The sequence below is a fragment of the Methylopila sp. 73B genome, assembly GCF_000526315.1.
Classification (GTDB): Bacteria; Pseudomonadota; Alphaproteobacteria; order Rhizobiales; family Methylopilaceae; genus Methylopila.
Genome location: NZ_JAFV01000001.1, coordinates 3,902,906 through 3,925,192, shown reverse-complemented (window position 1 = coordinate 3,925,192; position 22,287 = coordinate 3,902,906). Strand labels below are relative to the sequence as shown.

Here is a 22,287-nt window from a genome sequence, read left to right as displayed (position 1 = left end):
AGCGCAGCGAAGAGCCGGGATCGTCCTCAAAACGAGGCGATGTCGAGATACAGATCGCGCCACTCGGGATTGTCCTTCTCGATCAGTTCGACCTTCCAGGAGCGCAGCCACCGCTTGATGAGCTTCTCCCGAACGATGGCCGCCTCGGCGTTGTCGTGCGGCTCGAACCACACCAACCGCTCAGTGTTGTAGCGGTCCGTAAAGCCCTTGACGCTGTGCGAGCGGTGCTCCGCGGCGCGCTTTGGCAGATCGCTCGTGACGCCGACGTAGATCGGCCCGTCCTTACGCGTCGCCATGATGTAGACGAAGAAGCGCTTCTCCATCGGACGTTTAATGCGCCTCCTTCGGACGACGATCCCGGCTCTCCGCTACGCTTCGGCCGGGATGACGTCTCGGTCCTCACACGTTCAGCAGCAGGTACTCCCGCTCCCACGGGCTGATGACGCGCATGAAGGTCTCGAACTCGGCGCGCTTGATCGCCGCATAGGTGGCGGTGAAGGTCTTGCCGAACACATTGTGCAGCGCCTCGCAGTTCTCGAAGGTGGCGACCGCCTCCAGTAGGCCGCGCGGCAGGTCGTAGTCGAGGCCGTGCGCCGAGCCGTCGATCGGCTCGGACGGGGTGAGTCCCTCCATCATCCCGAGATAGCCGCAGGCGAGCGAGGCGGCGATGGCGAGATAGGGGTTGGCGTCGGACGACGGCACCCGGTTCTCGACGCGCCGGGCCGAGGGGCCCGAGGGCGGCACGCGGATGCCGGTGGTGCGGTTGTCGTAGCCCCACTGCACGTTGATGGGCGCCGAGGATTGGCGCGTCAGCCGGCGATACGAGTTTACGTACGGCGCCATCACGCACATCACGGTGGGCAGGTACTTCTGCGTGCCGCCGAGGAAGGAGAAGAACTCGGACGAGGGCTTGCCCTGCTTGTCGGAGAACAGGTTGTCGCCCGCCGCGTCCAACACCGACTGGTGGATGTGCATGGCCGAACCGGGCTCGTTCGCGATCGGCTTCGCCATGAAGGTGGCGTAGATGTTGTGCTTGAGCGCGGCCTCGCGGATCGTGCGCTTGAACATGAAGACCTGGTCGGCGAGCGCGAGCGGGTGCCCGTGCCGCAGGTTGATCTCCATCTGCGCCGCGCCCTCCTCGTGGATGAGCGTGTCGATCTCGAGCCCCTGGGCCTCCGAGAAGTCGTAGATGTCCTCGAACAGCTCGTCGAACTCGTTCACCGCCGAGATCGAGTAGGACTGCCGCCCGGTCTCGGGGCGGCCCGAGCGGCCGATCGGCGGCTCAAGGGGGTAGTCGGGGTCGGTGTTCGGCTTGACGAGGTAGAATTCGATCTCCGGCGCGATCACCGGGGTCCAGCCCTTGTTGGCGTAGAGGTCGACCACGCGCTTCAGCAGCTGGCGCGGCGAAACCTCGACCGGGCGGCCGTCCCGGTGGAAGGCGTCGTGGATGATCTGCGCCGTCGGGTCGGAGGCCCAGGGCACCACGGCGAGCGTGGAGAAGTCCGGCTCCAGCACGAGGTCGCTGTCCGCCGGGTCGCCGCCGCCGGGCTCGTCGTCGGCCGCGTAGCCGCCCGAAATCGTCTGATGGAAGATCGAGGACGGCATGTTCATGGTGGGCGAGGCGAAGAACTTCGCCGCCGGCATGATCTTGCCGCGCGCGACGCCGGCCTGGTCCGGCACGACGCATTCGAGCTCCTCGATGCCCCGGTCGAGCACCCACTGGCGCGCGTCCTCGGCCGACGCCGCGCCCCTTCGGTCGGCGATCGCCTCCTTGAGGCCGCTGCGCTTTTTCTTGCTCATCAAGCACCTTCGAGATGGCGCCGCACGGCCCCCGTCCCGTTCGGCGAACGGAAGAGGCCGTCTCACGGCTCGACCCGAGCCGGCGGACAAGGCGACGGCGCGCAAGGCCCGGAAGAGCCTGTCGCTGCTTGCGGCGCGCTCCGGATCGGGTCGATCGCAGGAGGTCGAGGAGCGCTCGCGAGGCGGTTAGGACCCGCCCGACGCCGGATCCTCCGACGCGCCTCAAGCCTGCCTGAGGCGGCGGACCAAATCAATCGCTGCGGCGCCGCATCGATTCGAGGCATGGCGCGCGAGCGGGCAGAGAATGTGTTGTGCGCGTCACGCGGCAAGGCTAGCGTTGCCGTCGGCGGCCGTCGCGGGGCGGTCCATCCGGGGATTTGGAGAAGCGACGAATGACGTCGAAACGTTTGGCGCGATCGCTTATCGCGGCGTGCGGCTTCGCTCTGGCGTTGACCGGGCAGGCGCTGGCGCAGGCGAAGGAAGTGCGGATCTACAACTGGTCGGACTACATCGACGAGCAGATCCTGAAGGACTTTGAGGCGGAGACCGGCATCAAGGTCGTCTACGACGTCTTCGACTCCAACGAAATCCTCGAAACCAAGCTTCTCGCCGGCAAGACCGGCTACGACGTTGTGGTGCCGACCGCGACCTTCCTGTCGCGCCAGATCAAGGCCGGCGTGTTCCAGAAGCTCGACAAGTCGAAGGTTCCGAACATCTCGAACGCCTGGCCCGAGATCTACCAGCGCATCGCCAAGTACGACCCCGACAACGCCTATTCCATCAACTACATGTGGGGAACGACCGGCATCGGCTACAACGTCGACAAGGTCAAGAAGGCGTTTCCCAACGCGCCGACCGACAGCTGGAAGCTGGTCTACGACCCTGAGAACCTGAAGAAGCTCAAGGGCTGCGGCGTCATGTTCCTCGACAGCCCCGAGGACCTGCTTCCGTCGGTCATGACCTATCTCGGCCTGCCGCCGGACTGGTCGGACGTGAAGAACGTGGAGAAGGCGGCCGAGCATCTCTCCAAGCTGAAGCCCTACATCACCAAGTTCCACTCCTCGGAGTACATCAACTCCCTGGCCAACGGGAACATCTGCGTGGCGGTCGGTTATTCCGGCGACATCTTCCAAGCCAAGAGCCGCGCGGAAGAGGCGAAGAAGAACGTCAATGTCGAGTACTCGCTCCCGAAGGAGGGCGCCCAGCTCTGGTTCGACCAGATGGCGATCCCCGCGGACGCGCCGCACGTGGAAGAGGCCCACGCCTTCCTCAACTACATCCTGAAGCCGGAAGTGGCGGCCAAGGCCTCGAACTTCGTGTCCTACGCCAACGGCAACCTCAAGTCGCAGGAATTCCTGGACGAAGCGGTCAAGACCAACCCGGCGATCTACCCGACGCCGGAGGTGTTCGCGCGGCTCTACACCGTGCCGACGATCGAGGACTCGAAGACCCAGCGCTCCCTCACCCGCGCCTGGACCAAGGCGAAGAGCGGGCGGTAAGCCTGACCCAATGATCGCGTCATCCCGGCCGAAGCGAAGCGCAGAGCCGGGGTCGTCGTCAGGATGTGGCGGTGGGACAAAGCGTTCTTCGGCCACATCCCGGCGACCTGGAAGGCCGGACCGCCCGATCAACGTCCTGCCAAGGACGATCCCGGCTCTCCGCTTCGCGGCGGCCGGGAGGACGGCCAAAGCATCTCCCCTCTCTCCCGCGGCTGGATGACCTCATGGCGCTGAAGCCCGCCCAGAAAGCCCTCGGCCCCATCCGGCGCTCCTTCGCGCCCTGGCTCGACCCCGCCGCGGTCCCGCTCATCCGGTTCGAGAACGTCGTGAAGCGCTTCGGCGACTTCACCGCGGTCGACGACGTGTCGATCGACATTCATGCCCGCGAGTTCTTCGCCCTGCTCGGCCCCTCCGGCTGCGGCAAGACCACGCTGATGCGCATGCTCGCGGGCTTCGAGGAGCCGACGTCGGGCCGCATCACGCTCGCGGGACAGGACCTCGTCGGCGTGCCGCCCTACCGGCGGCCGGTGAACATGATGTTCCAGTCCTACGCGCTGTTCCCGCACATGTCGGTGGAGCAGAACATCGCCTTCGGCCTCAAGCAGGACAAGCTGCCGAAGGCCGAGATCGAGGCGCGGGTGAAAGAGATGCTGCGGCTCGTCAAGCTCGAGCCCTTCGCGAGCCGCAAGCCGCACCAGCTCTCCGGCGGCCAGCGCCAGCGCGTGGCGCTCGCGCGCTCGCTCGCCAAACGCCCGAAGGTGCTGTTGCTCGACGAGCCGCTCGGCGCGCTCGACAAGAAGCTGCGCGAGGAGACCCAGTTCGAGCTCATGGACCTCCAGATGGAGCTCGGGCTCACCTTCCTGATCGTGACCCACGACCAGGAGGAGGCGATGACGGTCGCGGACCGGATCGCGGTCATGAACCACGGCAAGCTGGTGCAGGTCGCGACCCCGGGCGAGATCTACGAGCAGCCAAGCTGCCGCTACGTCGCGGGCTTCATCGGCGACATCAACCTGTTCGAGGCCGAGGTCGCGGCAAGCGCCGGCGGCCTTGTCACGCTGAAGAGCGACGAGGTCGGCGCGACGTTCAGCGCCGCCGGCGAGGCCGCCCCCGGCGCGAGCGTGGCGCTCGCGGTGCGGCCGGAGAAGGTGCGGATCTCGATCGACCCGCCGCCGGCCGACGCGACCAATGTGCTCAAGGGCGAGGTCTGGGACATCGCCTATCTCGGCGACTGGACCGTGTTCCTGGTGAAAGCCGAAAACTCCGAAAAGATTGTTCGCGTCAGCCGCGCCAACGTCATGCGCAGCGAGACCCAGCCGATCGCCTGGGACGACAAGGTCCACGTCTGGTTCGCGCCGGACGCGGGCGTCCTGCTGACGAGCTGAGGACCGGCCATGACCGACGCGTCCGCGCCCACGCCCGCCGGAACCAGCCCCTGGGGGCGGCGCCTCGTCATCGCCATTCCCTATCTCTGGCTGCTGGTCTTCTTCCTCGCGCCGTTCTTCATCGTCCTGAAGATCTCGTTCTCCGACACGGTGATCGCGCAGCCGCCCTACACGCCGCTGCTCGACCTTGCGCAGGGCTGGCAGGGGATCAAGGACTGGTGGGCGGGGCTCGACGCCGAGAACTACGGCATCCTGTTCGAGGACGAGCTCTACGTCGCCTCCTATCTCTCGAGCCTGCGCATTGCGACCATCTCGACGCTGCTGACGCTGCTGATCGCCTATCCCATGGCCTACGCCATGGCGCGCGCCCCCAAGGGCTGGCGCGCGATGCTGCTGATGGCCGTCATCCTGCCGTTCTGGACCTCGCTGCTGATCCGAGTCTACGCCTGGATCGGCATCCTGAGCCCTGAGGGCCTGCTGAACGCCTTCCTGCTCTGGACCGGGATCATCTCCGAGCCGCTCTACATCATGAACACCGAGACGGCGGTCTTCATCGGCATCGTCTACTCCTACCTGCCGTTCATGGTGCTGCCGCTCTACGCCAGCCTCGAAAAGCTCGACGACACGCTGCTGGAGGCCGCGGCCGACCTCGGCTCGCCGCCGTGGAAGGCGTTCTGGCAGATTACCGTGCCGCTCTCGCTGCCGGGCGTGGTCGCGGGCTGCTTCCTCGTCTTCATCCCCGCGGTCGGCGAGTTCGTCATCCCTGACCTGCTGGGCGGGTCCGAGACGCTGATGATCGGCAAGACCCTCTACAACGAGTTCTTCATGAACCGCGACTGGCCGGTCTCCTCGGCGATCGCCGTGCTGCTGCTGCTGGTGCTGGTGCTGCCGATTGCGATCTACAACAACGTGCAGGCCCGCGAAGTGGGGGCGAAGACGTGAGAAAGGGGCTCTCTTCCGTCAACGTCGTCGCGCTCACTCTGGGCTTCGCGTTTCTCTACCTGCCGATCGTTCTGCTGGTGATCTACTCGTTCAACGACAGCCAGCTGGTGACCGTCTGGGGCGGGTTCTCGACGCGCTGGTATGTGGCGCTGCTCCACAACGAGCAACTGCTCGAGGCCGCCTGGGTCACGGTGCGGCTCGGCCTGATCTCGGCGACGCTCGCGACCGTGCTCGGCACGCTCGCCGCCGTCACGCTCACCCGCATGACGCGCTTTCCCGGCCGGACCCTGTTCTCAGGGATGGTCTACGCGCCGCTCGTGATGCCGGAGGTGATCACCGGCCTGTCGTTGCTGCTGCTGTTCGTGGCGATCGGCCTCGACCGCGGCTTCCTCACGCTGGTCCTGGCGCACGTCACCTTCTCGATGTGCTTCGTGGCGGTGGTGGTGCAGTCGCGGCTGATCACCTTCGACAAGAGCCTCGAAGAAGCGGCGATGGACCTCGGCTGCCCGCCGTTCAAGACCTTCCTTGTGGTGACGCTGCCGATCATCCTGCCGGCGATCGTCTCGGGCTGGATGCTGGCCTTCACGCTTTCGATCGACGACCTGGTGATTTCCCAGTTCACCACCGGCCCGAGCGCGACCACGCTGCCGATGCGGATCTACTCCTCTGTGCGGCTTGGCGTGAAGCCGGAGATCAACGCCGTCTGCACCATCATGATCGCGATCGTGACCATCGGCGTCATCGCCGCGTCGATCGCGACGAAGCGCGCCGAATCCGAGCGGGTGAAGGCCGAGCGCGCCGCCGCCGCCGGGCGATGAGAACTGATGGCTGGGGCGCGGACGAGGGGAAAGCGCTTGACCCGCACGGCGCCGTCTGGTGGCTGTCCTGGCGTCCAATCCATGCCGCGCCGGACGCCCGCCGTGGGGCGTTCGGCGTTTAATGCCGTCATGTATAGTCGATAGAGTCCGGCCGAATCCGCCTGGGATGAAGCGCCTTGCGCACGGGAAGCAACCGCCCGGCCCATATCCCCCTTAGATCAACGTCCGTAACCGCGGTTTTCTTACATTCACGTTCACCTGTTCGAACACATTGAAGGATCTTCACGCATGGCGATGGCTGAAAATCTCGACTCCGAGTCCGGTTCGGCGTCGACCCACGTGATGCCTTTCGAGATCAGGCGCCTGGCTAGCCGCCTCAATCCCGCGACGAACGCCGAGGAGGTGGTCGCCGCGACCATAGCCGAGATCCTGGCGCTCGATCTCACGGACTACGAAGAGGTCGTCTATCTCGCGTCCGCCGCCATGAAGAACGAGCATCATGACGCGACCGCCCATCTGCTGGAGAACGCCGTCCGGGTCCGCCCGGAGAAATCCATTCTGTCACGGGCCGGCTACACAGCGCGCGAGCATGCGCTGCGCTTCCGCCTGGCCCAGAAGAGCAGCGACTCCATCGTCGAAGCGGGATTGACGACGCTCCGTTCGCCCGAGCCGAGACACTTCACGCATCTTCCCCATGTCGGCTTCGATTTCATGCGGGAGGCCTGCGACCATGGCGGCCGTGAGATCCCGCGCACGATCCACCAGATCTGGATCGGCGGAAGGGCCGCCCCGCAGCAGCCCCAGGACGAATGGGGCGAGTGGTGCAAGAAGTACGGCTACACCTACCGCCTCTGGGACGAGGACGCCTGCAAGACGCTGAGCTGTTACGACGGAGCGCCGTTCCAAAGCTTCTATGGCCAGAAGAGATATGCCGGCGCGGCCGACATCGTGCGGGCCGAAATCCTGGCGCTGCACGGCGGGCTCTACGTGGACATGGACATGTTCCCGGTGGACACGGGCTATCCCCTCCACGAGGTGCTGCCCATGCGGGGCATGCTCTGCCTCGCCGCGAAGTCGTATCGGAAGATGACGGCGGGCGGCCTCTACGTCACCAACTCCGTCCTCGGCAGCACGGCGGGGCACCCGGTGATGCGGCGCTATTTCGACGCCATGGAGCCGTCATGGCGGCGCATGCCGCAGGAATCCGCATGGTGGAGCGTCGGCGCCTGCCTGCTGACGGCCTCGCTGGTCGGCGGCTGCAACACGATCTCGCCTGACCACGTCGGCAGCCTCGGCAAGGCCGATTTCGACGACCGTCACGAAGCCCTGCGGGGCATCAACAAGAAAAGGGCGATGCTCTTCTTCAGCGCGAAGCCCTGGCGGTAAGGACGGCGCGTCCGGCCGGCCCGGCGGCCCCCATTCGCCAAGACCTTCCGGTCGTCGCCCTGCGTCGGGCGACGACCGGCCATGATCAGTGGGCGTGCATGAGCGCCTGAATGCGCTTGCCGAGATCCGCCAACATCGTCGGATACTTGGCGAAGGGCTTCTTCTTCATCTTCGCCTGCAGCCGCGACAGCCGCGCGCCGAGCTTGTCGGCCGTGAAGTCATCAAGCAATCCGCGGTGATAGATGCCCTCCTCCATGCCGTCCTCACGCAGCAGGAGGGTCGTCTTATGGCCGGTCTCCCGCGCGAACCAGAAATCGACCGCGAACGCGGGCACGTGCTCCGCCATGGCGAACACGACGGGATGGAACCGGCCGAAGGACACGACCGCGCGCGCCCCGGCGATGACGTGCTTCGCCTTCTCGGGCGCGAAGTAGAGATCCTTGATCGTCTTGTCGCCGAAGCCGAGCTTCGTGGCCAGCTTGGCGTCGCCCGCATCGAAGGGCACGACCACGATCTCGCATCCGAGCGAGGCCGCGAAATCCCGGGCGCCCTGAAGCCATGGCGTGATCAGCTCGACGTCGTCCGGCGGCCGGGCGCGGAACGTGACCACGATGTAGTCCGAGCTGGGCAGCGGCGCGGCCCAGGGTTCGGCCGCGAGCCCGAACGCCCAGTCTGGCGCCCACTCGCCCGGCACGTCGTAGTGCGCCATCACGTCGATCGAGAGACGGTCGCGAACGGTCGTGACGTGCGCGAGCTTGAGCATGGCCCGGCTCGCCTCCACCATCACCGGGTCCTTCTTTGAGAAGAAGTCCTCGTGGATGTGCACGCCTGAGTGCACGATGGCCTTCCCGGCCCGACGCGCGCAGATCATCTGGTTGTAGCCGAAGCCCAGCCCCAGGCCGCCGCCGCCCAGAAAGAACCCGCAGACGTCCGGCTTCATGACCTCCCCGCGATTGAGGGAGTCGATGCACTTCGCGCCCTTGTAGGGCCAGTGGGTGGTCGTGGCGTCGAGCGCCGGCGAGTTCAGCGCGAACTTGTACGAAAAGTCAGGCCCGATGTGGCGGATGATGGAGTGCGAGAGCGCCTCGTCTCCCATATTGCCTTTTGCGAAGAACCCGCGAAGCACCACCTGCTTGGGCGACGACTTCGGATCGACTTTGGCGGCGGAAATGGGTTTCGGCAATGTTCGGCTCCTGTCGCCGCGTAAGGATGTTCGAAAGCGATTTCTGAAAGCAAGCGCATTCCCACAGCGGCGGCCTGCGACTCAGGGGCTCGTTTCGGCGAGCTTGGACGGTCGGCGCGACGCTACGATTTCAGCACCTGAAGAATGTCGGCCGCCGCCTGGTCGACCGCAGCCTTGTGTCCGAGGAAAGGCTTCGCCAGCCCGTCGTCGCCGTAGACGCGCACGAGGCGAGCGATCTCCGCGGGCGTAAACTCGTCGATCCGGTTCGTCGGAAAATGGAAATCTTCGAGGCCGTCCTCGACCAGCTGGAGGCAGGTCTTGTCGTCGGAGCGCCCGGGCCGGACGGTGTCCAGGCTGAAGGTCGGAACGTCGTTCGACATACCGAACACCAGCGGATGATAGCGGCCGAGCGAAAACACGGCTTTCGCCTGCCCCAGCAGATATTTGACGTAGGTCGGCTTGCTGAAGAGGTTGCCCATCATCTCGCCCTTGATGTCCAAGGATCGAGTGAGGTTCTGATCGCTGGCGTCGAAGGGAACGAGCGCCACGCTGAGACCCTCGCCCGCGGCGTAGTCCATGATGCTCTTCAGGAAGACTGCCGTCCGGGGATTGTTGCGGTTGGTGTCGGCCCGGATCGTGACGACGATGTAGTCGCCCTTGGGCTTGGGCCCCTCCGTCTGATTAAGGCCGAACGCCCAATCCGGCACGTATTTCGGATGCACGCCCAGCTTCTCCGCAACGACGATCGACCGTTGATGTCGAACGCTGAAGAAATTCGCGGCGCGCAGGAACGTCGACGTCACGTTATTGAAGTCTGCGGAGTTCTCCGAAATGAACTCCTCAGTGATGTGCACGCCGGTGTGGATGATTTTCTTGCCATACCGCCAAGCAAACATATACTGATCCCAGCCAAAACCAAGGCCAAGACCGCCTCCACCCAGAAGCAGGCCGGCGACATCGGGCGCAGCTAGCGCCCCTCGGTTCAAGCTCCAGATAACCTTAAGCTTATCGTAGGGAGGGATCTTCGGCGTTATGAATTTTTCTTTGACATAAACTAGATTGTTCGCAGATATAATTATTCTAAAATCATGCGAAAAGTACTGAATCATCGTAGCGAGCAGAGCTTCGTCGCCACAGTTGTTGTTGCCGTAAAAACCACGAACCACCAACCCGGGCAATTCATCCATCAGAGCAACGCCTCCTTTATGACAACACCGTGATTACGGCTGCACTCCCCCGAGGAGACCGCCCTCTGAGCTATCATAATTGTGGGATCGGATAAACGGAACGCGTCCGTGAATTGCTGCATCGCGGCGTCACTGTGTCCGCGGCACCTCGTTCGTCGCTTGAGAACGTCCGGCCGGCTGACGCGAAGGCTGACCGCGGACAGATGCGTGGCCCGGGCCAGCAATGCGCGGCGGTTGTCTGTCGAGAAACGCAGCGTCCGTTTCAAAGGAGACCACCCGCCGGCGCGCCGCAATCGGCCGCGCTCCCAGCGCTCGCGCCTTCTACATGCGCAAGAACAGCTGGTGCGCGGACGGCGCGCTGAACGACAACGGAGCCCCGTTTGCCGGCGGCGCGCCGGCGGACCACTCCAACGTCCCGCTGATCGTCGCGCTTGGCTGGAACGACGTTTACGGCTCCAACGCCGTCACGGCGGAAGCCGATAAGAACATCTTGCTCGACTGCGTCGACGCCACGGCGCCGGGCGCGAAGGTCATTATCCTCGGCATGGGCGCGCCGCCCGACGAGATCTCCAAGAACCAAAACCTGGGCGACGACTTCGCTGGCGACGGCGCAAGCGCTGGCCGCACCGTCTCGCAGCGCGTGGTGTTCTAGACTAGGAAGCGACCCTCGCCATCCGGCTGGCCTACCGCCGCGCCTGCGCGACGCGCGCCATGCGGCCTTTTACCAGGCTCCGCACCTCGTCTGTCCAAACACTGCGCACCGACCGTCGATTTTGATCTTCCCCGGCGCACCCAAAAGACGAAAGCGCTGTGGTACGACTCCGTGCCCTGCAATGCGACCGGATGCGCGTAGCTTGCTGACGCGCTTTACTTCATTATCGCCTACAACTATTGCCACGGAGCCTAAGCTATGGCGAAGTCCTTCAAGCGCGTCATTCCGGGACGCGATTTCCGTGGCCTCGGCCTCCCGAGCAGCCGCGTTCTGCTGCCATCCTTCCGTGCCGACATGTTCGCGGCCTACGTGCCGCGCGGCGGGGGCCCCGAGATTCCCGGCTACGACGATACGGGCCATGGCCGGCGCGGGAACACGACGAACGCAAAGCTTTAATCGAGCCGGGCGCGCTTCGGCGTGGACGCGAACGGCACGGGCATTGGGCGCGACATCGTCATGCCCCTCAACGCGAACGCCCTCGTCGCCGCGAACACCGCGCGCTCGATCGTCGGCGTCGTCGCCGCAGGCAGAGGCGCGTCATCGGGCTCGCTCTTTGGGACGGAACAGTCCTTGGCCCTGATCGAGACGACGACGGACAATGGCCGGGCGACCGTCATCAGCGACACCGCGCCGGTCCACACGACCCTTGACGCCGGCTCCGGCCCCGCCGCGCGGCCCTCGCTTCGAGATGATGGGGCGTCCTACCTTCCGGCCGAGCGCATCGTCTATCGTCGCCGGCTCAACACGGCCATGCAGGCGTCGAATCCTAAGACAACGCCCAAGACCCTCGGCGGCGCGCGTCCGTTCAAGTGCGGCATCACCGCCCAAGGCTCGAACTACGCCGGGTTCTTCGATCTCGCGGCGCTCGTGTTTTTCACGCGCAAGCTTAGCGCCGAGGAGATGGAGGCGGTCTACCTCGGCTTGCAGGATTATCTGTCGAAGGCGATCAGCCTCGCGATCTGAGGCAGTCGACGTCAGAACCATCGACCGCTCTGTAAAAAGCCCTGCCAACAACTCGCGTATAGGTAGAACGACGTAGTGTGTGATCGATAAATTTTCGGCCATGATCCGCATGCCAAGGATTGGTGGTGCGCATGACGTTTGATGATGTGTCGAAGCCGGTGTCTATTCGCGCGGACGAGGTGGCTGCGCTTAAGGAAACGGGAGCTGAAGGCGGCTATCTCAAGGGAATAGTTGTTACGGAGTGGGGAGGGGCTGCAGCGCTTATGACTTTTGCCGATGACAAGGTCCTTGGGGAAGTCGCGATGCTCGCTCTCTCGCTCATCGATGAATCCAGGACATGCGAGGATGTGTTCTACGATCGCTCGGTGGTTGAAACCGTCCAAGACGTAGCTATCCGGCCTACGCGTGGCGAAGTACTACCGAGGACCAAAACGGACGCGAACCGAGGGGAAGTTCGCGTCCGTTTCACGATCGGTGACGCTAAAGTCGATCTAACCGCCAAAGTCGATCATTGGCACCACCTGCTCGGGGATATGCCTCCGCGCTAACTATGCGACATCTTGTACGGTGACCGTAGTCCCTTAGGTAGAACCGACCTCAGGGCCGCGAAGGTGGCCGGCAGCGCTACCGACCCCCGCGTAACACGGGAATTACCTGCTTTAGATTCTGCCAAGCCGCCCATCGGGGCGGCTTTTCTGTTGGAGCCTCGTCGTGGACGCCTACACCGAGACGCTGCCGGACAACAGCCGCCGCTATTTACCAATAATTCGCGCTGAAAAAGAGAGCTGTAGATCCCGACGCCTCCAACTTGTCAATCTCCGCGTATACGAGGTCTATATGACTTAATTGAGCTTTGTCTCCGATGCGATGTAGCGGGCTAATTGTGTTAACCGACGCAGCAAGCGAAGATGTCAACAGACATGCGCCAACTGCCCACCACGCTGATGTGTGGCCGTCAAAGCCCGCAACTGTGGGAGACATCGCATTTCTATAGCGACGAATGATAGGGTTACCCTTGGAGCTTCCCAAAATTGAGTTTGTAAAAAAAATTCCCCCCATTCCAAGCTTTCGGTAAGAACTTGCTGGTAGGCAGACTACGCCTCTCATTGAGAGAACTTCATGAAGGTCAGTTCCTATATCGATTCCGTTGAAAAACTCCGTCGTTGAAGCGAGGCGCCGCCGCTGATTCACTCAGCTCGATGAGCGGAGGGCAACGGCGATGATGGGCGAGCGGCAGGTCGACCAGGCGGCGCTGTTCTATGAGTTCTCTATCGAGCGGCATGTGCCGCAAGACCACCTGCTGAGGGCGATCGACCGGTTCGTCGACCTGTCAGAGGTGCGGCGGGATCTGGCTCCCTTCTATAGCTCGACCGGTCGTCCTTCGATCGACCCGGAGTTGCTGATCCGGATGCTGCTGGTCGGCTACTGCTTCGGCGTCCGGTCTGAGCGGCGACTGTGCGAGGAGGTTCATCTGAACCTCGCCTATCGCTGGTTCTGCCGGCTCGGCCTCGACGGCGACGTGCCGGACCACTCGACCTTCTCGAAGAACCGTCATGGCCGCTTCCGCGACAGCGACCTGCTGCGCAAGCTGTTCGAGACGGTCGTCCGGCGCTGCATGGCTGAGGGGCTTGTGGGCGGCGACGGCTTCGCGGTCGACGCCAGCCTGATCCGGGCCGACGCCAACCGTCAGCGCTCGGCGGACGGCACGGACGAGGTCGACTGGGAAGAGTTGGCCGCGACGCGGCGCTCAGTCCGCGAGTACCTCGACACGCTTGACGATGCGGCCTGGGGCGCGGCGAGCGAGACCCGGCCGAAGTTCGTGTCGCGGTCGGATCCGGCCGCGCAGTGGACCGGCGCACACAAGGGCCACGCCTTCTTCGCCTACGCGACCAACTACCTGATCGACCTCGACCACGCGGTGATCGTCGACGTCGAGCCCAGCCGCGCGATCCGGCAGGCCGAGGTCGGCGCCGCGCGAACGATGGTTGAGCGGGCCCAGGACCGCTTCGGGCTCTGGCCCGAGCGGCTCGCCGCCGACAGCGCCTATGGCTCGGCCGAGATGCTCGCCTGGCTGGTCCATGATCGCGGGATCGAGCCGCACATTCCCGTGTTCGACAAGAGCGCCCGGACCGATGGCACGTTCAGTCGCTCCGACTTCCCTTATGATCATGACCGCGATCTTTACACCTGCCCGGCCGGGAACGAACTGAGACCTCGCCAGAGGGTCTACCGAACCTCGGCTCCGCTCGTCGACGACGACGGCATGATGCGCTACCGCGCGAGCAAGTTCGACTGCGACGCCTGCTCCCTGAAACCGCAGTGCTGCCCAAACGCGCCGGCCCGGAAGATCCCTCGCTCGATCCACGAGGGCGCTCGCGACATGGCGAGGGACATTGCGAAGACCGACGCCTACACGGCCTCCCGGCGTGAGCGGAAGAAGGTCGAGATGCTGTTCGCGCACCTGAAGCGCATCCTGCGGCTCGATCGTCTACGGCTTCGAGGGCCGTGCGGCGCCCGGGACGAGTTCCTGCTCGCCGCCACTGCCCAAAACCTCAGGAAGCTCGCAAAGATGGTCCCAGCGCCGAGCCCGATCCCGGCCTGAAAAGAGGAAAGGCCGCTCGTCTTCCGGCCGTCAGCTCGGATGCCCCGCCAAGCAACCGACTTCTTCAACGCAATCATATCGATAGGGAACATATCCATATCGACGTACAGTCCGCCAACCTCATGTAAAATATCCGCTCGGATCACGTCGGCAACGCCCGCGTAACGTTTCCTTTTCAAAAAAGAGTTGTACGCGACCGTTCCGTAGCAGGGAAGATTCTTGACATCATTCTCTCTCCAGAGGCGGTACTCATATCCATACTTGTCACACCACTTCTTCCAACGTTCCGGGGGGCCGAGTGGGGCAGGCTTCGGTCCAATCCATATTTGATGAATGATGCGCGGGATCGGCATTTGTGCATGCCGCCCAGCTTCAACCATCATCTCTCGGGTGATGGGGGCTAAGCGGAGATCGTCTCGATGTGGCGTCATCGTCGAAGCAAGGCCTAGAGCTTCGAAAGTATCTTCAGACGCACGAGCGTCCTTAAGCTTTCGGCCATGCTCTTTATACGGAAGCATTGCGGAGGTTCGGATAGAACCAGACACCGGGATATTCGCAAGTTTTGACGCAGCCAACTGCACCAAATTATCAGCGCCAACTTTTAGGCACTCTTCTAATAATTTCAATGCATCCGCGCGAGGCGTCGTGCCGTCTAATTTTTCGATCTCCTGGAGCATTCTATCTAGATCCAAGATTTTTGCTCCTGCGAGGAGGATGACGCTTTTTGTCGTACAGACAGAGGAAAATTCGGTCAACGCATGCCGCAGAAATTTCTGCTTTTAGGTGTACCCCGATGCAAGCAAAGGATGGCTTTGCGCCCCGCATACTGTCGGCTTAGGACGCGTGACACCGACCGCTTTCATCGATCCTTGGCCATTTTCCAAGACGGCGCTCCGCCTGATTCCAGAACAAAAACCTATGCCCCAAGGGGGCGCCGCGCCTGCACTGAACGGTCGAAGCCATGGCGCCCTTCGTCGTGATCGCCACTTAAAGCGAGCAGTATTCATAGCCTCCGCGGCATCCCGTCATCCGTAGTTCCGCGGATCGTCGCCCCCCGTCATCGAGCGGGGCCTTTTTGTTTCCGGAGACCAAATATGATCGGCGACCGCTCAATCCAGCGAGCGCTTGCGGCTGAGCGCCTTTACGCCGGCGCGATCGACGGCGACGTCGGGCCTTGCGACGAAGACTGCGATCCATGCGCTCATCGTGCAGCGCCGCGGGGCCGCGGCCGTCGAAGGCTGGACGGCTGCGCGGCTACGGATCGCCGCCGAGCGTGACGCTCGTGCCGATGCCGCCCAGGCGGCTAAGCATGCGGCGGATCTCGCGCTTCACTGAATGGCGAAGGGATAAGCGGGACCTGGCGATAGCGCCAAGGTCCCGCATTCCTTTAAAACACAAGGGGAGATGGAAGTGAGCCGAAATATCATTAGAGCGTCGGAGGAGAGCCTAGGCCTGCCTTGAAAACTAGCAACGGGGCTGGCCACCTGCGCGTTCTTCGTGTCCGTAGACGTCGCGCGCATGAGCAGTACTGACCTTGCCTTGTATAAGGTCAAGCCGCACGGCCTCCGGATCGCGCTCGCTTGGCGCTCCGTATCCTCCTGCCCCGGCCATCTCCACGCGCAGCACGTCACCGGCTTTGAAACGACGCGTAAACTTCGAAGGCAGTGCTGACTGGCGTTCAGTCCCGGGATTAAGGGTGTTGGAAGCGCTCGAGCCCGGACCGCCGCCGAAGAGCCCCCACGGCCTCGACTTAAAGCGGTCGGCGCGCACCTGAACCTGGATGTCGTCGGTGAGGAACCGATACTGCCGCACGAGGCCAAGGGCGCCCCGGTAGCGGCCGGCGCCGCCGGTGTCGGGCAAGAACCCGTATTCTTCAATCACGATAGGGTTCTCGGCCTCGATCAACTCCACCGGCACATTGGCGAGATTGCCGATGCAGTACGGGCCGGCGTCCTGGCCGTCGGAGTCCGGGTTGCCGCCAAGCCCGGTGTTATTGTGGAATTCGAGGTGGAGGAAGCGGCGGCCGTCGACGTCCCGGCCCGACGCCGCGATCGCGAACTCCGAGCCGCCGGCGCAAGCGGGAAGCGTGTCCGGAAGCAGCGTCGCGAGCGCGCCGAGCACGATCGACCGGAGCCTGAAGCCGACTTGTCCCCGCGAGCCGACGGCCGCCGGGAACGACACGTCGACGAAGGTCCCGGGCTTCGTCTTCACGGTGATCGCGCGGTAGAGCCCGGCGTTGTTGGGGATGCCGGCGCTGAGCACCGTGCGGATCGCGGCGTAGGCGCAGGAGACGGTGAAGGCGCGGTTGCAGTGCACGGCGCCGCCGAGGTCGTCGTCCGTGCCGGTGAAGTCGGCCTCGATCTCGTCGCCGGACTTGGTGAGCTTGAGGTGGATGCGGATCGGGCCGTTGCCGACGCCGTCGTCGTCGTTCCACTCCTCGAACTCGACAACGCCGTCGGGCAGCTTCGCCAGTTCCGACCGGGTCAGCTTCTCGGCATAGTCGATGAGGTCGTCGAGATAGGCGGCGAGGACGTCCGGCTTCCACGCGCGCGCGAGCTTCTCGACCTCGGCCGCCGCCTGGTCGAGCGCGGCGAGCTGAGCGCGTACGTCGCCCATCACCCGGTCCGGCACGCGGGTGTTGAATTCGATGATGCGCATCAGCGTCTGGTTGGTCGTTCCGCTTTCGACGATCTTCAGCGGCGGGATCCGGAGCCCCTCTTCGAAGATCTCCATGCTGTCGGCGGCGTTGCCGCCGGGCACCCGGCCTCCCAGGTCGCTGTGGTGCAGGATCAGGCTGACGAAGGCCACCCGCTGGCCGTCGACGAACACCGGCTTGAACGTGAAAATGTCGTTCAGATGGCTGCAGCCGGAATAGGGGTCGTTGCTCGCCAGCACGTCGCCTTCGCAAACGTCGTCGCCGAAATGCGCGAGGCAGGCCTCCAGCGCCGGCATCACCACGCCGAGATGCACCGGCACCGCTACGCCCTGCGCCACCAGCCGGCCGCCGCCGTCGCAGACGGCGGCGGAGAAGTCCATGCTGTTCTTGACGTTGGAGGTGCGGGCCGTGCGCATCACCATGACCAGCGCGTTGTCGGCGGTGGTGACCAGCGCGTTCTTCAGAAGCTCGCGCCGAACGGGATCGATCGTGATCATCTCGATAAGCTCCTTCAGGCCGCGCCGCGCGTGAGGACGACGTTGTTCCAGGTGTCGCGCGCCGCGAACCATCCCGGGCGAACCACGATGGTGGTGTCGTATTCCTCGATGATCATCGGACCTAAGACCGGGGTCTCCGTGAGGTCGGACCGGGGCGCCACGGGCGTGTCGATCCATCCGGCCTCGCCGAAGAAGGCGCGCCGGACATGGCGGGCGACGGTCTTTTCCGCGCCGCGGCGGGCGCTGGCGGGCATGCGCGGCGTCGGCGACACGCCGCGGCATACAAGCTTCAGCGCCACGAACTGGACGGCCTCCCCGGGCGAGGCGTAGCCGAAGACGGCCTGATGCTCGGCATGGAAGGCCGCAAGCAGCGCCGCGAGCCCGTCATCTCCCGCGGGGATCGGGAGGGTAAGGGGCGACGTCTGGCCGACGTACCGCAGGTCAGCGAACACGGTGACGGCCTGGCTTTCCGGCGCGACGAAGCCTTCTCCGCGCAGCATGCCGAGACCGCGATCGATCAACGGCGCCACGGCTTCGCGAAGGGCCGCCGCGTCCACCTCGTCAAGGCGCCGGTAGAACGCCGCGACCAATTGATGCTCGACGTCGGCGAACAGCATGCCGAGCGCGGAAAAGAGACCAGCGACCGGCGGCGCCACGATGCGCGCCATGCCGGCGGCTTCGGCCAGCGAGCAGGCGTGCACCGAGCCGTTCCCGCCGATCGCCAGCATCGTGTACTGCGAGGGATCGCGGCCCTTCTCGGACGAGACGCCCCGCAGCGCGCGCAGCATGGTGGCGTCGGCGATCGCATGGATGCCGTAGGCGGTGTCGGTGGAGGACAACCCCACTTTCTCGCCAAGGGAGGAGATCGCCGTCATCGCCGCTTTCACGTCGAGCGTGAGTTCGCCGCTGACCAGCGCGCCCGGGTTGAGATAGCCAAGCACGATGTTGGCGTCGGTCACGGTTGGATGGGTCCCGCCGCGCCCGTAGGCGACCGGGCCGGGTTCGGCGCCGGCGCTCCGCGGGCCGACGATCAGCCCGCCGGCGGCGTCGGTCGCGGCGATGCTGCCGCCGCCGGCCCCGACTTCGGCGATGTCGATCGTCGGCGACTGCACGGGGTAGCCCGCGCCCTTGATCATTCGGGCGCCAAGCGCCGCGCCGCCGCCGACCTCGGTCTCCGGGCAGATCGCGTAGGCGTGGTTCTCGATGACGGTGGCCTTGGCGGTGGTGCCCCCCATGTCGAACACCAGCATGTCGCCGACGCCGATCTTCTCGCCGAGCCGCTGACCGCCCAACACGCCTGCGGCGGGGCCGCTTTCGATGATGTCGATCGGCTGACGCGCGACCGCGTCGCCCGGCGCGACCCCCCCGCTGGACTGCATGATCATCAGCGGCGCCTTGACGCCGAGGCGGTCGAGCCGGGCCTTCAGGGACGAGACGTAGCGCTCGACGACAGGGCGGATGTAGGAGTTCACCACCGTCGTGCTGGTCCTCTCGTACTCGCCAAGCTGCGGCAGAAGATCGACGGAGGCCGTCACGGGAACGCCCGGCAGGCGGCGCGAGAGGTAGGCCGCCGCGCGACGTTCGTGCTCGCCGTTGACGTAGGAGTTGATGAAGGCGATCGAGACCGCTTCCACGCCTTCGGCCTCGAACACGGCGGCCGCCGCCTCAAGATCGGCGTCGTCGAGCGCGCGCGTTACCGAACCGTCCGCGGCGATCCGCTCGTCCGCCTCGAGACGGAGGCGGCGCTCCACCAGCGCGTCCTGCTTCTTGTAATGGATGTCATAGAGCCGCGGCGTGCGGAACCGGGCGATCTCCAGAACGTCGCGAAAGCCCTTGGTCGTCAGCAGGCCGGACTTGGCGCCCTTGCGTTCGATGATCGTGTTTGTCGCGACAGTCGTCGCATGAACGAACTCTCCGATATCCGAGGCTTCTATCCCGAGCTCCTCCAGCAACGCGGAGACGCCGGCCTCGATGCCCCGACTGTAATCTTGCGGGGTCGACAACACCTTCTTGCTGAAAATCACGCCGTCGGCGCTCATCAATACGACGTCGGTGAACGTGCCGCCGATGTCGACGCCAAGGCGATAAGATGCGGACATGTCAGAACTCGCGATCGTGACGTTCGAGGACGTGGAGGCTGAGGGTCATCGCAGCTTCGCGGCGGGCGAGACCGGCCAGACGTGTTCGATCCGCCCGGCGCGCGCGGCGAAGATCGCGTCGTGCAGGTGGACGGTGGTGTCGGCGTAGCCGACCACGAACCGGATGCGGTCGCCCACGCGCGGACAATCTGCGTCGGAGTGAAGCTCAATCTTGCCGTGCTCGGCGGAGAAGGAGACGGACGCGACCGGCGGCAGATCGAGCGGGAGCGGAACGCCGGAATCGACGCTCATCGCCTTTTTGCCGGCGTCGCAGATGATGCGGCGCAGGGTCGGCCGGCTGGTCACCGTAGCGTGCACGGTCAAACCGTAGGCGAGCGGCACATGGTAGATCGTGCGGTAGCGCACGTCCCCGAACACGCCGCCGCCGGCCTGGATCTCCGTCACGCCGGCGATCGCTGCGGCGGTCCCGAACGTGCCGGTGCCGCCGCAGCTGACGATCTCGATCGCGATCCCGTTTTCTCGGCAGAGGTCAGCGCTGGCCACCAGCGCTCCGACCGCGTCTTCGATCGCGGCGCGCTTCTCCCTGGGATCGGAGATCTTGGTCGTATGGCCTTCCCAGGTCATCACCCCCGCGAGGCGGAGGCCGGGAAGCGCGGCGATCCGACGGGCGAGCTCCAGAACGGGAAGGCCGGGCGACACGCCGGCGCGCCGTGTGCCGGTGTCGACCTCGATGACCACGTCGAGCGTCATCCCGCTCCGCACGGCCGCCTGCGACAGCGCCTCGGCGTTGTCGGTCCCGTCGACCGCGACCGTAACCTGGGCGCGCGCCAGCAGCGCCATGAGCCGTTCGATCTTAATCGGGCCCACGATCTGGTTCGCGATCAAGATGTCCGCGATCCCCGCGTCCGCCATGACCTCGGCCTCGGCGAGCTTGGCGCAGGTCACGCCGACCGCGCCGGCGGCGATCTGGAGCTTCGCGATCTCCGGCGACTTGTGCGTCTTGCAATGAGGCCGCCACGCCACCCCGCCCGCCGCGCAGCTGGTTGCGATGCGCGCGAGGTTCGCCTCCATGACGTCGAGGTCGACGACCAACGACGGCGTGTCGAGCGCCGCGACCTCCGACCCGATCAGAGCGGCGGGGTCGGTCATGCCGCCCGCCGCTCCCGCTGGCATCCGCGGAACAGGCTGATGAGAACCTCCGCGTCGGGCTGGGCGTCCAGCGACATGATGGCCCGCTCGAGCGCGCTCATGTCGGCGTCGCGGGCGTTCATGCCCCAGCGCAGACAGGAACGGAACTTGGCGACGGTCTCCTCGAGGCTCATCGGATCGTCCGGCGCGCCCTTCATGGTCCACCGGACGACCTCAACGGCGCGGCCGCTCGTCAGTTGCAGCCGAACGCGGGCGGGGGGCACCGCGGTCGGCTCCATGTCGAGAGCGTCGACGCTCTCGAACAGCGCTGCGAAGGCGACGTCATCCGCGCGGATGCGGTCCGGCGTGAAGGTCGCGATGTCGACCTTGCCGTCGACCAGCGCCGCGGCGAAGGCGTAGGCCGCGTTGAACTGCGCGTGGACGACTGGGCTGGGGTGCGTTCGGTCGAACGCCGAGCCGACGATCTTCCGGTTGACCTTGCCGAGTTCGATCACGCCGTGCGCGACGTCCGCGGGCTTTATCCCTTCGGCGCGAAGGTCGAGCGCGAGCTGAATCACCGTGTGCACGCAGCGGCAGCAGGGATAGGGCTTCATGCTGAGTTCACGGATCCGCCAGGTCTCGCCCAGCCCCTCCGTGAGGAGGTCCGGCCGGACCTCGCCGCGCTCATAGAGCTCGAACAAACCGGCCTGACCTTCGAGGAAGCGATAGGGACCGGTGACGCCGTGCTTCGCCATCTGCGCCGCGAGCAGACCCGAGCGTGCGGCGAAGCCCGGGCCGACGCGCTTGGCGAGGGCGCCATCGGCGATGAACTGGGTGGTGCCGCTGAGCTGCACGAAGGCGAGCGCGAGCGCGTGGAGCGTCTTCTCGGCGTCGAGCCCGAAGATCTTGGCGGCGGCGGCAGCGGCCGAGATCGAACCGAGCGCGGTCGTCGGGTGCCAGCCCTTGCCCAGCGAGTTGTAGCAGGCGAGGCCCAGCCGGCAGAACAGCTCGACGCCCACCGCAAGCGCCGTCAGCGCCTCGCGGCCCGACACGTCGCGCTTGGCCTCGATCGCCGCGAGCACCGCCGGAAGCACCACGCAGAAGGCGTGGATGCGCGCCTGGTCGTGCTGGTCGTCGAAGTCGAGGCTGTGGGCGGCGGCGCCGTTCGCGAGCGCGGCGGTGGCGGGGTTCGCGCCGGCGCCGCTCAGAAGCAGGGTGGCTTTGCCGGAGGTTTCCCACTCGGTGAGCGCCGCGAGCAGTTCCGACATGCCCGGCGCGCGGGCCGCGCCCCCGATCACGCCCAGGGTGTCGAGCGTGAACAGCTTGACGACGCCGACCACGTCATCGGGAAGATCAGCATGGCGGAGGGCTGCGAGCGTGCTCGCAATCTCCCGGCCCAGCGAGGGGGCGGCGTTCGTCGAGGTCATGGG

At 65.2% G+C, this 22,287-nt stretch carries 19 protein-coding genes; 11 read left to right on the top strand and 8 right to left on the bottom strand.

Annotation, left to right across the window (positions count from 1 at the left end):
- Positions 1-26: 26 nt before the first annotated feature.
- Both K244_RS0118875 and K244_RS0118870 read right to left on the bottom strand, forming a co-directional pair.
- The gene (locus K244_RS0118875) at positions 27-323 is read right to left on the bottom strand and encodes a GIY-YIG nuclease family protein (protein WP_020187853.1); all 297 of its coding nucleotides are present in this window, start codon (positions 321-323) and stop codon (positions 27-29) included.
- Positions 324-399: 76 nt separating this feature from the next.
- On the bottom strand, positions 400-1,800 hold the full coding sequence (locus K244_RS0118870; RefSeq protein ID WP_020187852.1) for a glutamine synthetase family protein: 1,401 nt from the start codon (positions 1,798-1,800) through the stop codon (positions 400-402).
- Positions 1,801-2,192: 392 nt separating this feature from the next.
- On the opposite strand from K244_RS0118870, the gene K244_RS0118865 reads away from it, so the two are divergent.
- The 5 genes from K244_RS0118865 (at position 2,193) to K244_RS0118840 (ending at position 7,830) form a co-directional block, all read left to right on the top strand.
- Complete coding sequence (locus tag K244_RS0118865; RefSeq protein WP_020187851.1) at positions 2,193-3,299, top strand: polyamine ABC transporter substrate-binding protein; 1,107 nt, start codon at positions 2,193-2,195, stop codon at positions 3,297-3,299.
- A 224-nt stretch (positions 3,300-3,523) separates the two neighbouring features.
- Complete coding sequence (locus tag K244_RS0118855) at positions 3,524-4,684, top strand: ABC transporter ATP-binding protein (RefSeq protein ID WP_020187849.1); 1,161 nt, start codon at positions 3,524-3,526, stop codon at positions 4,682-4,684.
- Between the two features lie 9 nt (positions 4,685-4,693).
- Complete coding sequence (locus tag K244_RS0118850; RefSeq protein ID WP_020187848.1) at positions 4,694-5,626, top strand: ABC transporter permease subunit; 933 nt, start codon at positions 4,694-4,696, stop codon at positions 5,624-5,626.
- Complete coding sequence (locus K244_RS0118845; RefSeq protein ID WP_020187847.1) at positions 5,623-6,444, top strand: ABC transporter permease subunit; 822 nt, start codon at positions 5,623-5,625, stop codon at positions 6,442-6,444. The genes K244_RS0118850 and K244_RS0118845 overlap by 4 nt, the downstream gene beginning before the upstream one ends.
- 288 nt (positions 6,445-6,732) lie before the next feature.
- Positions 6,733-7,830, top strand: coding sequence for a glycosyltransferase (locus K244_RS0118840; RefSeq protein ID WP_020187846.1), 1,098 nt, complete (start codon positions 6,733-6,735; stop codon positions 7,828-7,830).
- Positions 7,831-7,915: 85 nt separating this feature from the next.
- Here K244_RS0118840 and K244_RS0118835 read toward each other — a convergent pair whose 3' ends face one another.
- Both K244_RS0118835 and K244_RS0118830 read right to left on the bottom strand, forming a co-directional pair.
- Positions 7,916-9,013, bottom strand: coding sequence for a polysaccharide pyruvyl transferase family protein (locus K244_RS0118835; RefSeq protein WP_024816614.1), 1,098 nt, complete (start codon positions 9,011-9,013; stop codon positions 7,916-7,918).
- 122 nt (positions 9,014-9,135) lie between these two features.
- Complete coding sequence (locus tag K244_RS0118830) at positions 9,136-10,200, bottom strand: polysaccharide pyruvyl transferase family protein (RefSeq protein ID WP_081761511.1); 1,065 nt, start codon at positions 10,198-10,200, stop codon at positions 9,136-9,138.
- Positions 10,201-10,525: 325 nt separating this feature from the next.
- Between K244_RS0118830 and K244_RS0118825 the strand changes: the two genes are divergently transcribed.
- From K244_RS0118825 to K244_RS23735, 6 genes are all read left to right on the top strand, one after another.
- A complete protein-coding gene (locus K244_RS0118825; RefSeq protein WP_020187843.1) occupies positions 10,526-10,852 on the top strand; it encodes a hypothetical protein in 327 nt (108 codons plus the stop codon).
- Positions 10,853-11,110: 258 nt separating this feature from the next.
- The gene (locus K244_RS0118820) at positions 11,111-11,308 is read left to right on the top strand and encodes a hypothetical protein (protein ID WP_020187842.1); all 198 of its coding nucleotides are present in this window, start codon (positions 11,111-11,113) and stop codon (positions 11,306-11,308) included.
- A 60-nt stretch (positions 11,309-11,368) separates the two neighbouring features.
- Complete coding sequence (locus K244_RS0118815) at positions 11,369-11,875, top strand: hypothetical protein (RefSeq protein WP_155931843.1); 507 nt, start codon at positions 11,369-11,371, stop codon at positions 11,873-11,875.
- 131 nt (positions 11,876-12,006) lie between these two features.
- Complete coding sequence (locus K244_RS23740) at positions 12,007-12,423, top strand: hypothetical protein (protein WP_155931841.1); 417 nt, start codon at positions 12,007-12,009, stop codon at positions 12,421-12,423.
- 671 nt (positions 12,424-13,094) lie between these two features.
- Positions 13,095-14,477, top strand: coding sequence for an IS1182 family transposase (locus K244_RS0118810; protein ID WP_020187840.1), 1,383 nt, complete (start codon positions 13,095-13,097; stop codon positions 14,475-14,477).
- Positions 14,478-15,602: 1,125 nt separating this feature from the next.
- Entirely contained in the window at positions 15,603-15,812 is a 210-nt protein-coding gene (locus K244_RS23735; RefSeq protein WP_155931839.1) for a hypothetical protein, read from the top strand.
- A gap of 129 nt (positions 15,813-15,941) precedes the next feature.
- Here the strand turns inward: K244_RS23735 and K244_RS0118800 are convergent, their stop codons facing one another.
- The 4 genes from K244_RS0118800 to K244_RS22880 are packed head-to-tail and all read right to left on the bottom strand — an operon-like array spanning position 15,942 to position 22,284.
- Positions 15,942-17,630, bottom strand: coding sequence for a hydantoinase B/oxoprolinase family protein (locus tag K244_RS0118800; protein ID WP_024816613.1), 1,689 nt, complete (start codon positions 17,628-17,630; stop codon positions 15,942-15,944).
- A 14-nt stretch (positions 17,631-17,644) separates the two neighbouring features.
- Positions 17,645-19,729 carry a hydantoinase/oxoprolinase family protein gene (locus K244_RS0118795; RefSeq protein ID WP_020187837.1) on the bottom strand — a complete coding sequence of 695 codons (2,085 nt, stop codon included), beginning with the start codon at positions 19,727-19,729 and terminating at the stop codon, positions 17,645-17,647.
- Between the two features lie 45 nt (positions 19,730-19,774).
- Complete coding sequence (locus K244_RS0118790; protein ID WP_024816612.1) at positions 19,775-20,878, bottom strand: DSD1 family PLP-dependent enzyme; 1,104 nt, start codon at positions 20,876-20,878, stop codon at positions 19,775-19,777.
- Positions 20,875-22,284: an MmgE/PrpD family protein gene (locus K244_RS22880; protein WP_020187835.1), complete on the bottom strand. Its 1,410-nt coding sequence runs from the start codon at positions 22,282-22,284 to the stop codon at positions 20,875-20,877. The genes K244_RS0118790 and K244_RS22880 overlap by 4 nt, the downstream gene beginning before the upstream one ends.
- Between the last annotated feature and the right edge of the window lie 3 nt (positions 22,285-22,287).